Source organism: Arenibacter latericius DSM 15913 (genome assembly GCF_000424985.1).
Lineage (GTDB): Bacteria > Bacteroidota > Bacteroidia > Flavobacteriales > Flavobacteriaceae > Arenibacter > Arenibacter latericius.
In genome coordinates, this window is sequence record NZ_AUKX01000005.1 from 105,857 (window position 1) to 120,480 (window position 14,624).

Sequence of the window (14,624 nt, forward strand, 5' to 3'; positions counted from 1 at the left end):
AAAATGCAGTTGCTTCTTCATCCAGGATATTTTTTAAACATCGCCAACTTCGCGGCCATTGTTCAGAATGATATTTGTTGGGAGACAAAAGACAATTATCAAAAGCAGACTTTTAGAAATCGTTGCTATATAAGCACAGATACGGGAAAGCACATGCTTAACATTCCTATTAAGCATATTGGTAACAACAGCAACAAACAGTTATATGCCAATGTAGCTATTGACAATAATTACCAATGGCAAAGACAACACTGGCGCACCTTGCAAACGGCATATCGGACCTCTCCTTTTTTTGAGTTTTACGAAGATGATATAGCCCCCCTTTACAAAGAGACTTTTCCCTCTTTAATGGAATTTAACCTGAAGACAATTGAAACTATTTGTGAGTGCCTACAAATAGAGATGCCTACTGATAAAACCATTATATACGAGCCAACAGTAATCGATAAAATAGACGGGCGTCATTTTATTAATTCTAAAATTAAATTGGAGTTTGATCAACCTGAGTATGTTCAAGTTTTTAACGATAGAAACCCCTTTATTTCTAATCTAAGCATATTAGACCTTCTGTTCAATGAAGGCACCAACACCCTATCTTATCTCAAAAATGTAAATTTAAGACTCCATCATGCTTAGGTGGTTTATGCACTATGGAATCCATTTCCTAGTACCCATTTTGGTCGGTCTTCTTTTTTATAAAGAATATAAATGGAAAGCCATTATAATTCTTTTGGCGGGTATAATCATTGATATAGACCATTTATGGGCAAACCCAATCTTTGATCCTAACCGATGTAGTATTAATTTCCACCCCTTACACACCTATTGGGCAATAGCAATCTATTGCTTAATGTTAATTCCCAAAAAGACCAGAATATTCGGTCTAGCATTCGTAATTCATATTATAGCGGATATTACAGATTGTCTTCTAATGTAATAAACAGGTTGCTCTACTAGGCCAATTAATAAGCCTATATTTTAATATTGAATCCAAATTAGGGTGACCTCGGAGCAGTGTAAATAAAATTATTACTATTTCTTGCTAAATCAATTATAAAGCAGGCATCAACAAGCAATTGCACTTATTTAGAAAATTATTGCTATTTTGTACTCTTGATTTAAATACAATATAATAAACCAATAAAGTGTTATGGGAGATCATAAATTTCACAACCCCATTCCTTCTGGCAGAAGAGAATTCATAAAAAAATCTGGTATTGCCTTAATCGGGGGATCCCTTGTATCCCCGGCAGTATCTTTTGGAGCCACTAGCCTTTACAAAGATTCTACCTTAAAGGTAGGATTAATCGGTTGTGGGGGCCGAGGTACTGGAGCTGCTGCACAAGCCTTGCAAGCAGATCCTAACGTAATCCTATACGCAATGGGGGACGTTTTTGAAGATAAATTGAATTTGGCACATCAGGAGTTGCAGAAAGCAATGGGAGATAAGGTAAAAGTTGCTCCAGAAAACAAATTCATAGGATTTGACGCCTATCAAAAAGTAATAGATTCTGGCGTAGATGTGGTATTACTTACTACTCCACCAGCCTTTAGACCAGACCACCTAAATGCTGCAGTAGAAGCTGGGAAACACGTGTTTTGCGAGAAACCTGTAGCGGTAGATGCACCGGGTGTACACAAAGTATTAGCTGCTGCCAAAAAAGCCAAGGAAAAAAACCTGTCATTAGTTTCTGGCTTCTGTTTTAGGTATGATTACCCCAACAGAGCCATCTTTGGACGCGTTTTAGACGGACAGATAGGAGATATAAGAACTGTTACAACATTCCGCCATGGAGGGGAAGCTTGGTATAAGGAGCGCCAGCCAGATTGGACAGACATGACCTACCGTATGCGCAATTGGTATTATTACAATTGGCTGTCTGGTGATATAGTAGTAGAGCAAGCTGTACACAGCCTAGATATGATGTCTTGGGTTATGGGCGATAAGATGCCTATAAGCGCCACAGGAACTGGAGGCAGACAAGTACGTGTAGACAGTAAATACGGTAACATATACGATCATTTTGCAGTAGAATTCGAATATGAAAATGGAGCTAAGGGCTATCACTTTACTAGACAACAAAACAACACCTCCCATAGGAACAGCGTAGAGGTACTGGGTAGTGATGGGTCTTCTATTACTAACATAGGACGTAGGTATGAAATTACCGGAAAAAACAGCTATACCTACCGAGGAGAAAGAAATAATATGTTCCAAACTGAACACGATGAACTATTTGCCTCCATTAGAAACGGCAAACCTATGAACGATGGGGAATGGATGGCAAAGAGTACTATGCTAGCAATTTGGGCTCGTATGGTTGGGTACACTGGACAAACTATAACTTGGGAGCAAGCCTTTAACTCTAAAGAAGAGCTAGGGCCAAAAATAGACGAATACAATTGGGATCTAGTATGGCCTTCTGCACCTGTGGCTATTCCCGGTAAAACTAAGTTTATTTAACCCCACTTTTAATTAAAAATTGACTAATTAAACCACATGGCGTTTTATACGTCTTGTGGTTTGATTTTATTGCATAACAGCTTATTAAGATGAAGCTTATCCCTACCTTGTTTCTAGGAATGCCATTAAGTTTTGGGATAGTTATACAGTAGTCTGCGTTGATGGGACCATCAAAACAATCGTAAACGGAAAGCTTGTAAATAGCATAAGTAAATCTTTCATTAAAAAAGGAATTAGAAGGGAATTAAACTCAATTTAGAAATCTTTATGCCATAGACTTTCATATAGGAATAACCTATGCAGAACAAACCCTATACGAACTGTTTTAAGGATATAGCTAACATAAGGTGAAGAACGCCTTAAAACATCTTAAATGACCTTATAGCACTAATAAGTTGGATGCCCTACCACTTAATTGTATGGGTAGTTGGCCAACTTACTTCAATTAACAATACAAACAAACCGATATCGTTTAGAATTATGAGCTGTAATTAAAAAAATGCCACCGTTAGTCTACAAGGTCAAAAGAAGCCATAAGCGGAAAATGGTCAGACAGTTTTACATCTAAGTTTTTATGAGCCTTTACCTGAAAGGCCTTATCTACTAATATAAAATCTATCCTAAGGGGATAATATTTAAAATTAAACGTTCGTCCATATCCAACACCCTGCTCCATAAAAGTATCCTGCATATCTCCTTTAATAACGTGATAGACATTAGAAAACTGGGTATTATTAAAATCACCACAAACAATTTTCTTATAGGGAGTAGCATCCCGGTGCTCCTGAAAAATAGCCACCTGTTCTTGCTGTTTAGCAAAAGAACCACTTATTCGTTTAAATAATCTGGTCTTAGACTCTTTGTTGAATTCTTCTACAGTAGGCACCACCTTATGAGATTCTAAATGCACATTGTACATCCTTACCGTATCCTTTTTTAGGACTACATCCACATAAATGGCATTATTGCTACTATCAGGGAAATCCAATGACCCCTTTGCTATAATTGGGAATTTAGAATATATCGCAAGAACCACCTTTTTATGTCCATATTCAAAATCCACGTACTTATAGTCGTATTGATTAAAGTCTTCGCCTTTCTTTTTTGTGTAATCAAACTCCTGGAAAAATACAATGTCTGGATCTTCTGCTTTTACTAGGTCTACAATCTGGGTACCTACAGTTGTATCCTTTATGGTTGCAGACCTATTAAATCCTCGGGTATTAAAACTCATTATACTCACCTCACCATCACTAATAGGCTTTTCTGATGCTTGAAACTTAAAAAATGTACCCAACGCAAGATAACCTACCGTCAACACAAGGCCAGATAATACAAGGTTACGACTCCCTTGAAGCAACCAATAACAAAAAAATAGAAAGTTAAATAATACTAGGAGGGGCACCGTAAGCGATAATAACAACATAATCGGAACATGTGTTACTGGAATGTAAGGTGCAAAGCACGCCAATACCAAGAGAAGAGCTAAAAGCCCATTAAGTAGGAATATTAATTTGTTAATTAAGTTTCCCACCTTTCTTAATCTTCCTTACCTGCTTTGAATAAAAAATCCTTTTCAGCCTTAGAGAGACTTTCGTAGCCAGACTTACTAATTTTATCTAAAATAGCATCAATTTTTCGCTGCCGACTTTCCTTATCGTAGCTCCTTGTAGTTTTAGAGGATTTACTTTCCCTCCTATATACGGTCTTCATAGACGCCTTTTTTTCTTTCCCCTTAAACATATTGCGAAAGCTATCCAATAGGTTTGAAAACCAGCTACCAATATCATTTCCCTTAGGGAGCTGACTTGCATAATAATATCCTAGGGCAGCGCCTCCTATATGGGCTAAACCTCCACCAATATTGTTACCCAATGAAATTTGAATTAAATCCATTAGCACTACCAACACCCCTATATGCCAGAGCTTAATATTAAAAAATATAACGCGAACCTCTTGATTGGGTAAATAGGTACAAATAAATATTAGAACTGCCGTTACCCCAGCAGAAGCTCCAATTAGAGAAGTATTTTGACCTATTAAAGCAGGGAAAATATTATAACTCAATAAAAAGATCATCCCGCCAAAGATTACTCCTAGGAAGTAAACGTTGATAAACCTTTTCTTATCAAAGAGATTTAAAAAGATTCTTCCCGCAAAGTAGAGCATTATCATATTCCAGAAAATATGCCCTATTCCGGAATGAAAAAAGGAATAGGTTATTAATGACCATGGTTGGGTAAGAAAATCGAAGAAATCCTTAGGAATTCGGAACCAACGATCCACCCCATTATTTACGGGAAGGGCAAATAACAAATTAATCAGGCCGCCAACAATAAATACGGCAACATTAAACACTATTAGCTTCTCGGCTATACTTAACCGATTATAATAGTATGAAATATTCTGATTACGCATTATAGATCCCATCGATTATTATTAAACTGATTTTTCTTCCAATACCACATCATTACAAACCCGAATAAGGCGCCTCCCACGTGAGCAAAATGTGCTATTCCGCTTCCAAAGATTGAGTACCCCGTAACCCCTGAAAACAAATCGAGTCCAATAATTACTGGAATAAAATACTTTGCTTTTACCGGAACTGGTATAAACATCAAGAACAGTTCGGCATTAGGGTAAGACATCGCAAAAGCAACCAAAACTCCATAAATGGCCCCAGAAGCCCCTACAGCCGGGGTATTAATAGCACTCAAGAAATTATCTATCGTATCCTTTGAAGCTATGTTATACCAATTAGGACTGTACTTTCCATTGGTAACAATCTCCATTATTTGTTCCCTAGGGATTCCTGAATTTACCAAGGCCTCCATTCCCTGATTAAAATAATAGTAGTTTACCCCAGTATGAATTAATGCAGCCCCTAATCCTGCTGAAAAATAGAAGAATAGAAATTTATTTCTACCCCACATTCTTTCTAAGGGCGAGCCAAATGCCCATAACGCATACATATTAAACAAAATATGCATAAACCCACCATGCATAAACATATGGGAAAGTACCTGCCAATATTCAAAGTTACCATTTTTTGGAAACCATAAGGAAAACCACTGATACATTTGGTCTCCATACAAGTAAGTAGCTATAAAAAATAGCCCATTTACAATAATCAAATGCTTTACTGCATCCGTAATTCTACCCATTTATATAAATTTTTTATCAATATCGTCCTCAGTAATAGTAACGTATATTGATTTATTAAAAGGACTTAATCGAGATTCCTTGCAGGCAAACAAATCGTTAACCAATGCCAATTGCGAATCCCTATCGAGCACTTCCCCAGTTTTTACTGCCAAGGATTTAGCTAAGGTTTTAGATAGCACGTCTGTCTGCGAAAATCCGTCCACCACAAAATCTTGTTGGTAGTCAGAAATCAACTGATCTAATATCATGTCTACCTCGCTTTCGGGGACCGATAAAGGCACCCCACTTATTTTAATCTCCTCTTCTCCAATAGCTTCAAAATCGAAACCAATACTGATTAAGTTTTCTTTAATCTCCATGATAATATCCCGATCGGCCTTGGAAAAAGTTAAAGATAATGGAAATAACAATTGTTGGCTCACCGCTTCTTTAACGGTAATATTTTTAAGAAAATTCTCATAGAGTACTCGCTGATGCGCCCTACTTTGATCTATAACCACCATACCAGATTTTATAGTGGTTACTATATACTTTCGTCTTAACTGAAAGGTAGTTGTAACCGCATCTACACCAATCTTGCTATCGTCAAAAATAGATCCAGTAATAGTATCAGACTCAAAACTGATACTACTGAAATCGGTGTTTTTCTCTCCCTGAGATTCCATTCCAGAATAAAGCGACTCCCATCCTTTTGTAGCAGGCTTCTTTACACTAGTTGCTCCTCCTCTAGTAGCTGAATATTCTTCCTTAAACGGATTAAATCCAGAATCTACAACCACTCGTGGCTGTTCTACTGATTTGTTTTTATAATCATAAGGCGTTTCCAAATTCTGATCCTGATCAAAATCTAAACTTGGAATTACATTAAATTGTCCTAAACTATGTTTAACGGTAGATCGTAAGATAGCGTATAGCGTGTGCTCATCATCAAATTTGACCTCTGTTTTAGTAGGATGTATATTGATATCTATAGCTCCTGGGTCTACTGTTAAATAAAGGAAATACCCTGGATGGCTGTCTTTTTTTATAAGGCCATCAAAAGCAGCCACAATTGCGTGATGCAAATAAGGACTTTTTATAAATCTATTATTAACAAAAAAGAATTGCTCTCCTCTACTCTTTTTTGCAAATTCTGGCTTACAAATAAAACCACTTATAGAAACCACCTGAGTTTCTTCCTTTACAGGAACCAATTTTTCATTGGTTTTGCCTCCAAAAACATTTACAATCCTTTGGCGATCATTGGAAATTGGTAAATTAAAGATTTCATTACCATTATTATAAAAGTGGAAGGATATGGATGGATGCGCCAATGCTACCCTATGAAATTCATCAATAATATGCCTTAATTCTACTTGGGTAGATTTTAAGAAATTACGCCTAGCAGGAATGTTGAAGAATAAATTCTTCACCATCATACTAGTCCCTTTTGGTGCAACAGTAACTTCTTGTGAGATTACTTTGCTACCTTCTATGCGTATATGTGTGGCCACCTCATCCTGCTCTGTTCTAGACTGCATTTCTACATGAGCAATAGCAGCAATAGAAGCCAAAGCTTCTCCCCTAAATCCGTTGGTACTTAAATTAAAAAGGTCTTCGGCCTTTCTGATTTTGGAAGTAGCATGTCGCTCAAAACTAAGTCTGGCATCGGTAGCACTCATACCAACACCGTCATCTATAACTTGGATTAGCGTTTTACCTCCATCCTTTACTATTAGTTTAACGGTAGATGCACCTGCATCTATAGCATTCTCCATTAGTTCTTTAACAACGGAAGCGGGACGTTGCACCACTTCTCCTGCAGCAATCTGATTAGCTACATGATCTGGCAAAAGTTGAATGATATCTGCCATTATTTAGAAGTAAAAATAGATAGATCGAAATCTATTATATAAAGAAAAATAAAAATTAGGATTGCTATTATAACAACCAATCTAATGTTCTGGTCTCGATTTCCTGTTCGTTTCAGGTCTTCAATAGCCCTAGAGAACTTACCTTTAAGCCCAGAACGGCCATCCATAGTAGGCCTAAACTTATCTAATTTATGTTCAATTTTAAAAGGGTTCCCCTCACCTTTATCGTCATAGTAACGCGGCGTATAACTGAACTTCTTATTTTTACGTAATCTTGAAAACTTTCCCATAATATTAGATTCCCAAAGTTACTCAAAATAGAAAAATATGCTGTACCCGAGTTGCTAAAATATGTTAACATTTAAAGGCAATAGGAGCATTACAGCATTATCTGCTGCTTAATTTAATAAATAGAAAGGAGGAAAGAGAATTAATTTCCCAAATGAGCCATCTTAATCGCAGCAATAGCAGCTTCTGTACCTTTATTACCATGTGTACCACCACTACGAGCAATAGCTTGATCCATATTATTATCAGTTAGAACACAAAATATAACAGGGGTCTCTGTTTTCACATTCAGATCCATAATGCCCTGCGCTGCTGCACCACAAACGAAATCGAAATGCATGGTTTCTCCCTTAATAACACTCCCGATTACAATTACTGCATCAACTTTTTTAGTATTGATCATTTTCTTTGCTCCAAAAGGAAGTTCAAAACTACCAGGAACGTTCCAACGAATTATATTTTCTTCTTTGGCTCCACAATCCAATAAAGCTTCTATAGCTCCATTATAAAGTCCTTCTGTAATATTCTCATTCCATTCAGAAACAACAATCCCAAACCGAAAATCTTTCGCGTTTGGGACAGTTGTTTTATCATAATCCGATAAATTCTGTTTTTTTATTGCCATCTTACTTAGATACTTTTTGCCTTACCTATAAAAGCGTCAATGGTTTTAGCCTCTTCAGAAGAAGAGAACTCGTTTTTAATTCTTTGGAAATATTTAAGCGCCTTGTCTTTTTTATTTAAATCTAGCGCTGTAACCCCTGCTTTATATAAGTATTTAGGTGTGGTATACTCATTAGTGCTATGAGATATTGCCTTTTCATAATAACTTAAAGCATCATCTGGTTGATTCAATTGTAAAAAAGCATCACCGATACCTCCTTTAGCAACAGCTCCTAAGATTAAATCCTTAGAAGAAAAACCTTCCAAATACTTTATAGCCTCATCATATTTCTGCATATTTAAATATGCCATACCAGCGGAATACTTAGCTAAATTAGCAGCAGGTGTTCCATTGTACTCCTCGATAATATCTAAAAACCCAAACTTACCTTCTGCACCATTCAATGCTAAAGTGAATAAAGAGTCTTTTTCCGTTGTAGCAAAAAGAGCTTGATCAAAATATTGTTGCGGATAAAGCATCTCGTTAGCAGCATTTTCAGCCTTTGGTTTTTCTACAAACTGAAAGTAAGCCATATACCCTAATACAGCTACAGCGATAACACCTATCACACCTAAAATATAGTTCTGGTTTTTAGAAACCCATTCCTCAGATCTAGAAGCCCCTTCATCTAATGAGCTAAACACTTCTGCAGTAGTACTTTCCTGCTGATCTAATTGATTCTCCTCTTCTTTATTTTTCGGTTTATAACCTCTTTTCTTGTAAGTTGCCATTATAGAATTTGATTAGTGCCGCAAAAATATAGTTTTTATCCAAAATCCGCTTAGTATTTATGGTTAATTTTAGATATTTTAAACTTTGCTTGACTATTGGAAAATAAAAAATTTACTTCGCAGAATGTTTCTAAAGAAATTATCGCTTATTAATTATAAAAATTTTGCCTCTCAAAGCTTTGACTTTGACACCAAGATTAATTGCTTTGTAGGCGATAATGGGGTAGGCAAAACAAATGTTTTGGATGCCATTTACTACCTTTCTTTTGGGAAAAGCTATTTTAATCCTATAGCCACCCAAAACATAAAGCATGATGAAGATTTTTTTGTAATTGAAGGAGAATTCCAAAAAGAAGAGCGAGAAGAAAAAATTCTTTGTAGCTTTAAAAAGGGTATGAAGAAAGTTATTAAGCGAAATGCAAAAGCTTACGACAAATTCTCAGACCATATTGGTTTTATACCCCTAGTAATTATCTCTCCAGCAGATCGAGACCTAATTATTGAAGGAAGCGAAACTAGACGAAAATTTATGGATGGGGTGATTTCACAATCGGACAAAACCTATCTCCAAAACCTCATTAAATACAATAAAGTACTTGCTCAAAGAAACTCTCTATTAAAGTATTTCGCCTTTAATCATACTTTTGATAAAATCACCCTAAACATATACAACGAACAATTACAGCAGTACGGGCAAGAAATTTTTAACAAGAGACTCGCATTTATAGAATCGTTTATCCCTATCTTCCAAGAACAATATCTTGCTATTTCTGGCGGAAAAGAACCTGTAGATTTAACATACCAAAGCAAGCTGATAGAGAATGATCTTGTAACTTTATTGGAGGAGAGTCTAGAAAAAGACAGAGCACTGCAATATACCAGTACAGGTATTCACAGAGACGATTTACTTTTCTCCATTGACGGTCATCCTATAAAAAAATTCGGGAGTCAAGGTCAACAAAAATCTTTTCTAATCGCCCTAAAGCTTGCACAGTTTCAGTTCATTAAAAAACAAGCTGGAAGTACGCCATTATTACTATTAGACGATATTTTTGATAAATTGGATGAAAACAGGGTAACTCATATTATCCAACTGGTGGACGAAGATAATTTTGGACAGATATTCCTTAGTGACACCCACACTGAAAGAACAGAAAATGCGGTTAAAAACACAAATCAATCATATAAAATATTTAAATTATAGCATGAGAACTCTTAAACTCCTTTTAATCTTTTTAGTCTTTAGCGCGTGTAAACAAGAGGTGGGATGGGACCAAATATCCCATTTAAACGGCTATTGGGAAATAGAAAAGGTAAGTTTCCCCAATGGGACGGAAAAGATATATACTGTGAACACCACTATAGATTTTATAGAAGTAACTGATAAAAAAGGCTACCGAAAAAAAGTACAACCTACCCTTTTAGGCACTTACGACACTTCTAACGATGCAGAATACTTTACATTAATAGAAAGTAATGGAGGTATAAACATGCATTATAAGAACCAATTAAGCGAATGGGAAGAGAAAATAATTAGCTTAGACGAGGATAGTTTTAGCACCACAAACAAAGAACAGACAACATACCATTATAAACGTTTTACCCCCATTAATCTAGAATAATCATGGCAAAAAGAAAAAACAACAACCTCAGCATGGGCGAAGCCCTTCAAGAGTTTATTTCACAGAATAAACTACAAAAAGGAATGGATCGTGTAAACGTCCGTGATGCATGGAAACAAATGATGGGTAACGGAGTAAACAACTATACCACTGCCATAGAGTTACGAAACGATACTCTTTTTGTCTCTCTATCCTCTTCCGTTCTTAGAGAGGAACTAAGTCATGGTAAATCCAAAATCATCAATATGATAAACGAGGAAATGGGAAAAGAACTGGTAAAGAAAATTGTGCTTCGCTAATTAGAAGACTTTTAGAAACAAAAAAAAAGGCCGACTTAATCGTCGGCCTTTTTACTCTTATTCGTTTTTCTTAGTACACTTCACGACCGGAAAAATGAAAAGCACCTTCAATAGCTGCATTCTCATCACTGTCTGACCCGTGAACAGCATTTTCTCCAATAGAAGTTGCATATAATTTACGGATAGTACCTTCAGCAGCTTCTGCTGGATTAGTAGCACCAATTAATGCACGAAAATCCTCAACAGCATTATCTTTTTCCAAAATAGCTGCCACAATAGGACCTCTAGTCATAAATTCTACCAACTCACCATAAAAAGGACGTTCCTTGTGAACTGCATAAAACTCCTGAGCGTCTCTTGTGCTCAATTGAGTATATTTCATAGCCACAATCTTAAAACCAGCAGAGGTTATTTTTTCCAAAATTCCGCCTATATGTCCGTTTTCTACGGCATCTGGCTTTATCATGGTAAATGTTCTGTTTGTAATCATCTGTTTAAATTTTGGGCAAAAATACATTTTATTCTTCAACCTACAAGAAGAAAAAGTTGCGCTATCTATTTGCATCTAACCACTTACAATCAACACACTAAGACAATCACCATCACATTTAAATCATTTAAAACCTAGCAAATTGGTAATTCTAAAATTATATTTATCAATCACAAAAACTGGTTAACTCCCCATAAAACAAGGGCCAACAACCGATTATTATCTAAGTCAAATTAAAATATTCGAATAAAAGTATATATTTATAAATTGTATCTTTGCGCCCATGAATTTAGAAATAATTAAAGCAATCGATGCGCTTCTTGAGACTCCTCAACGCATCGTAATAATCCCTCACAAAAATCCTGATGGTGATGCCATTGGGTCCACTCTAGCTTTATGGCACTATTTAAACAATTTAGGACAGCAGGCCAAGGTGGTCGTTCCAAACGATTTTCCTAAATTTTTAAAATGGCTTCCACTAAGTGAGCTGATCATTAATTTTGAAAAAGACACAGAATCTGCAAAAGAGCTAATAAATGAGGCCACAGTTATATTCACATTAGACTTTAACCATTTAGGTAGAATTGGCCAATTACAGCCCCTTTTAGAAGAGGCTTCTGCTACTTTTGTGATGATTGACCATCACCAAGAACCATCTGATTATGCGCAAATCATGTATTCAGATGTAAGCATGAGCTCTACCTGTGAAATGGTGTACAATGTAATAGAAGCTCATAAAGGTATAAACCATATAACCCCAGAAATTGCTATTTGCTTATATACGGGAATAATGACCGATACTGGCTCTTTTAAATATTCTTCCACCTCCAGCAGAACACATACTGTAGCGGCTAATTTAATTGAGAAAGGGGCAAATAACACCCTCGCACATAGCATGGTATACGATACTAACACCCCTAGCAGATTACATTTATTGGGATGTGCGTTAAAAAATATGGTGATTTTAGAAGAATTTCGCACCGCCTACATCACCCTTTCCCAGGAAGAATTAGATAAAAACAATTTTAAAAAAGGCGACACCGAAGGGTTTGTAAATTACGGACTTACTCTAGAAGGAATTATTTTTGCGGTAATCTTTATTGAAAATAAGGACGAAGGAATAATTAAGATTTCTTTCCGTTCGGAGGGAGATTTTTCAGTAAACGAATTTGCTAGGGCTCACTTTAATGGAGGAGGTCATAATAACGCCTCTGGAGGACGTAGTGAAATGAGCCTTACAGAAACCACTAATTATTTCACCTCCCTATTACCTTCCTATAAAGACCAACTAAAGAAATGAGAAAGCTCTATTATTTGCTCTTGCTCGCTCTAATTACACAATGCGGTGTTCCGGAAGCAAGAAAACCTATCAAAGTTAAAACAGGGAGTATCCTAAAAGAATCCGTAGAACGCAACAAGACATTGCTAAAACAAGAAGAAGAGCAAATCCGAAAAATAATCGCAGCCGACAGTAATAACACTTATCTAGCAAGTGGTGGTGGCACTTGGTATCACTATATAAATAAAAATAACGAGAGTAACTACTACCCACAACCAGATGATTTAGTTACCATGCAGTATAATATTATTAGCCTGGATAACGACACAATATATTCCCAACAGGAAATTGGCACCATAACTTATAAGGTAGATAAACAACAACTTTTTCCAGGACTAAGAAATAGTGTGAAATTATTAAAGGAAGGAGAGCGTGCTACATTTTTAATCCCCTCTTCCCTAGCCTATGGCTATCATGGCGATAAAAATAAAATTGGGACAAACCTCCCAGTTAAAACAACAATTACCATTATAAAAATCGATAAAAGTCAAAATTAAAACCACAAGAGATGAGAAAAGCTTACCTATTACTATTCATACTATCCATAGCGGTTACTAGTTGTAAATCTAGTAAACACGCCGAATTAGGCGATGGTATTTTTGCAGATATCAACACCAATAAAGGAGATATTATATTAAAATTAGAATATGAAAAAACGCCTTTAACCGTTGCCAACTTTATATCTCTTGCCGAAGGAGAAAACCCATTTGTTAGTGATAGTTTAAAAGGAAAAAAGTATTACGATGGAATTATTTTTCACAGAGTAATTAAAGATTTTATGATTCAAGGTGGAGATCCAACGGGTACTGGTAGCGGAAATCCAGGCTACAAGTTTAAGGACGAGTTTAATGATTCCCTAAAACACGATAAAGCAGGAATCCTTTCTATGGCCAATGCAGGACCTACCACTAACGGAAGTCAATTCTTCATCACTCACAAAGAAACTCCTTTTTTAGATGGAAGACATACTGTCTTTGGAAATGTAGTAGCTGGAATGGAAGTAGTAGATTCTATTGCTAATGTAGAGACTGGTGAAAGAGATAGACCCGTAACTGATGTGGTTATGAATTCTGTAGAAATTATTAGAAATGGAAAAGACGCTAGAAAGTTTGATGCCGTTAAGATAATGAGCGATTATTTTGCTAAGGAAGAAGAGAAAATTAAAGCAAAAGAGAAAATGATTAGCGATATGGTTGCCGAATTTTCCCAGCAGGAGCCACAAGCCAAAGAGCTTCCTTCCGGACTAAAAATATTCACCTTAAAAGAAGGAGAAGGCGATAAGCCAAAATTGGGACAAAAAGTAAATGTATATTATGCAGGATATTTATCTGATGGTTCGTTATTTGATAGTAACATTGAAGAAATTGCTACTCAATACGACGCATTTAACCCGGCTAGAAAGCGAGGCGGAGGATACCAGGCAATTCCTATGGACTACAGCCCAGAAGCACCTTTAATTGCTGGTTTCAGAGAAGGTCTAATGGAAATGAAGGTAGGCGACAAAGTTCGTTTGTTTATTCCTTCTCATTTAGGCTATGGTGAGGCAGGAGCAGGTAACGTTATCCCTCCAAATTCAGATTTAGTATTTGATCTTGAAATCACAGAATTAGCCCAATAGGCATTCATACTTTACAATTAAAAAACCGCCACTAGCATGAACTTCATACTGGTGGCGGTTTTGTATTATAAACCCACAAAATTAAAATCTA

General features: G+C 36.3%; 17 protein-coding genes. 9 read left to right on the plus strand and 8 right to left on the minus strand.

What is annotated here, in order from left to right:
- The first annotated feature begins 3 nt into the window (after positions 1–3).
- The 3 genes from H344_RS0103465 (at position 4) to H344_RS0103475 (ending at position 2,464) form a co-directional block, all read left to right on the plus strand.
- The gene (locus H344_RS0103465; protein ID WP_026809014.1) at positions 4–636 is read left to right on the plus strand and encodes a WbqC family protein; all 633 of its coding nucleotides are present in this window, start codon (positions 4–6) and stop codon (positions 634–636) included.
- Between the two features lie 7 nt (positions 637–643).
- A complete protein-coding gene (locus H344_RS22050) occupies positions 644–937 on the plus strand; it encodes a DUF6122 family protein (RefSeq protein WP_316929556.1) in 294 nt (97 codons plus the stop codon).
- Positions 938–1,150: 213 nt separating this feature from the next.
- A complete protein-coding gene (locus H344_RS0103475; protein ID WP_051254077.1) occupies positions 1,151–2,464 on the plus strand; it encodes a Gfo/Idh/MocA family protein in 1,314 nt (437 codons plus the stop codon).
- A gap of 508 nt (positions 2,465–2,972) precedes the next feature.
- Here H344_RS0103475 and H344_RS0103480 read toward each other — a convergent pair.
- From H344_RS0103480 to H344_RS0103510, 7 genes are all read right to left on the minus strand, one after another.
- On the minus strand, positions 2,973–3,785 hold the full coding sequence (locus tag H344_RS0103480) for an endonuclease/exonuclease/phosphatase family protein (protein ID WP_240484940.1): 813 nt from the start codon (positions 3,783–3,785) through the stop codon (positions 2,973–2,975).
- A gap of 218 nt (positions 3,786–4,003) precedes the next feature.
- Complete coding sequence (locus tag H344_RS0103485; protein WP_026809018.1) at positions 4,004–4,882, minus strand: rhomboid family intramembrane serine protease; 879 nt, start codon at positions 4,880–4,882, stop codon at positions 4,004–4,006.
- Complete coding sequence (locus H344_RS0103490; protein WP_026809019.1) at positions 4,882–5,628, minus strand: rhomboid family intramembrane serine protease; 747 nt, start codon at positions 5,626–5,628, stop codon at positions 4,882–4,884. Before H344_RS0103490 ends, H344_RS0103485 begins: the two co-directional genes overlap by 1 nt.
- Positions 5,629–7,482: a DNA mismatch repair endonuclease MutL gene (gene mutL, locus H344_RS0103495; RefSeq protein ID WP_026809020.1), complete on the minus strand. Its 1,854-nt coding sequence runs from the start codon at positions 7,480–7,482 to the stop codon at positions 5,629–5,631.
- A complete protein-coding gene (locus H344_RS0103500; RefSeq protein WP_026809021.1) occupies positions 7,482–7,772 on the minus strand; it encodes a hypothetical protein in 291 nt (96 codons plus the stop codon). The genes mutL and H344_RS0103500 overlap by 1 nt, the downstream gene beginning before the upstream one ends.
- 140 nt (positions 7,773–7,912) lie before the next feature.
- Positions 7,913–8,395, minus strand: coding sequence for a 6,7-dimethyl-8-ribityllumazine synthase (gene ribH / locus H344_RS0103505; RefSeq protein WP_026809022.1), 483 nt, complete (start codon positions 8,393–8,395; stop codon positions 7,913–7,915).
- 5 nt (positions 8,396–8,400) lie between these two features.
- Complete coding sequence (locus H344_RS0103510) at positions 8,401–9,165, minus strand: tetratricopeptide repeat protein (RefSeq protein ID WP_026809023.1); 765 nt, start codon at positions 9,163–9,165, stop codon at positions 8,401–8,403.
- Between the two features lie 124 nt (positions 9,166–9,289).
- On the opposite strand from H344_RS0103510, the gene recF reads away from it, so the two are divergent.
- The 3 genes from recF to H344_RS0103525 are packed head-to-tail and all read left to right on the plus strand — an operon-like array spanning position 9,290 to position 11,086.
- Positions 9,290–10,369, plus strand: a complete 1,080-nt coding sequence (gene recF / locus H344_RS0103515; RefSeq protein ID WP_026809024.1) for a DNA replication/repair protein RecF — start codon at positions 9,290–9,292, stop codon at positions 10,367–10,369.
- Between the two features lies 1 nt (position 10,370).
- Entirely contained in the window at positions 10,371–10,787 is a 417-nt protein-coding gene (locus H344_RS0103520) for a hypothetical protein (protein ID WP_026809025.1), read from the plus strand.
- Positions 10,788–10,789: 2 nt separating this feature from the next.
- Complete coding sequence (locus tag H344_RS0103525; protein WP_026809026.1) at positions 10,790–11,086, plus strand: DUF721 domain-containing protein; 297 nt, start codon at positions 10,790–10,792, stop codon at positions 11,084–11,086.
- Between the two features lie 70 nt (positions 11,087–11,156).
- Here H344_RS0103525 and H344_RS0103530 read toward each other — a convergent pair whose 3' ends face one another.
- Positions 11,157–11,576, minus strand: a complete 420-nt coding sequence (locus H344_RS0103530) for a nucleoside-diphosphate kinase (protein ID WP_026809027.1) — start codon at positions 11,574–11,576, stop codon at positions 11,157–11,159.
- Between the two features lie 283 nt (positions 11,577–11,859).
- Here H344_RS0103530 and H344_RS0103535 point away from each other — a divergent pair, with 283 nt between their 5' ends.
- Genes H344_RS0103535 through H344_RS0103545 form a run of 3 tightly spaced genes read left to right on the plus strand, consistent with a single transcriptional unit; the run spans position 11,860 to position 14,533 of the window.
- Positions 11,860–12,876, plus strand: coding sequence for a DHH family phosphoesterase (locus H344_RS0103535; RefSeq protein ID WP_026809028.1), 1,017 nt, complete (start codon positions 11,860–11,862; stop codon positions 12,874–12,876).
- A complete protein-coding gene (gene gldI / locus H344_RS0103540; RefSeq protein WP_026809029.1) occupies positions 12,873–13,412 on the plus strand; it encodes a gliding motility-associated peptidyl-prolyl isomerase GldI in 540 nt (179 codons plus the stop codon). Before H344_RS0103535 ends, gldI begins: the two co-directional genes overlap by 4 nt.
- 11 nt (positions 13,413–13,423) lie before the next feature.
- On the plus strand, positions 13,424–14,533 hold the full coding sequence (locus tag H344_RS0103545) for a peptidylprolyl isomerase (protein WP_026809030.1): 1,110 nt from the start codon (positions 13,424–13,426) through the stop codon (positions 14,531–14,533).
- Positions 14,534–14,624: the final 91 nt, after the last annotated feature.

Coding starts and splice junctions, on each gene's coding strand:
- H344_RS0103545 (WP_026809030.1), top strand. CDS start 13,424: ATGAGAAAAGCTTACCTATTACTATTCATACTATCCATAGCGGTTACT.
- H344_RS0103535 (WP_026809028.1), top strand. CDS start 11,860: ATGAATTTAGAAATAATTAAAGCAATCGATGCGCTTCTTGAGACTCCT.
- H344_RS22050 (WP_316929556.1), top strand. CDS start 644: ATGCACTATGGAATCCATTTCCTAGTACCCATTTTGGTCGGTCTTCTT.
- gldI (WP_026809029.1), top strand. CDS start 12,873: ATGAGAAAGCTCTATTATTTGCTCTTGCTCGCTCTAATTACACAATGC.
- H344_RS0103520 (WP_026809025.1), top strand. CDS start 10,371: ATGAGAACTCTTAAACTCCTTTTAATCTTTTTAGTCTTTAGCGCGTGT.
- H344_RS0103490 (WP_026809019.1), bottom strand. CDS start 5,628: ATGGGTAGAATTACGGATGCAGTAAAGCATTTGATTATTGTAAATGGG.
- H344_RS0103500 (WP_026809021.1), bottom strand. CDS start 7,772: ATGGGAAAGTTTTCAAGATTACGTAAAAATAAGAAGTTCAGTTATACG.
- ribH (WP_026809022.1), bottom strand. CDS start 8,395: ATGGCAATAAAAAAACAGAATTTATCGGATTATGATAAAACAACTGTC.
- H344_RS0103525 (WP_026809026.1), top strand. CDS start 10,790: ATGGCAAAAAGAAAAAACAACAACCTCAGCATGGGCGAAGCCCTTCAA.
- recF (WP_026809024.1), top strand. CDS start 9,290: ATGTTTCTAAAGAAATTATCGCTTATTAATTATAAAAATTTTGCCTCT.
- H344_RS0103485 (WP_026809018.1), bottom strand. CDS start 4,882: ATGCGTAATCAGAATATTTCATACTATTATAATCGGTTAAGTATAGCC.
- H344_RS0103510 (WP_026809023.1), bottom strand. CDS start 9,165: ATGGCAACTTACAAGAAAAGAGGTTATAAACCGAAAAATAAAGAAGAG.
- H344_RS0103475 (WP_051254077.1), top strand. CDS start 1,151: ATGGGAGATCATAAATTTCACAACCCCATTCCTTCTGGCAGAAGAGAA.
- mutL (WP_026809020.1), bottom strand. CDS start 7,482: ATGGCAGATATCATTCAACTTTTGCCAGATCATGTAGCTAATCAGATT.
- H344_RS0103465 (WP_026809014.1), top strand. CDS start 4: ATGCAGTTGCTTCTTCATCCAGGATATTTTTTAAACATCGCCAACTTC.
- H344_RS0103530 (WP_026809027.1), bottom strand. CDS start 11,576: ATGATTACAAACAGAACATTTACCATGATAAAGCCAGATGCCGTAGAA.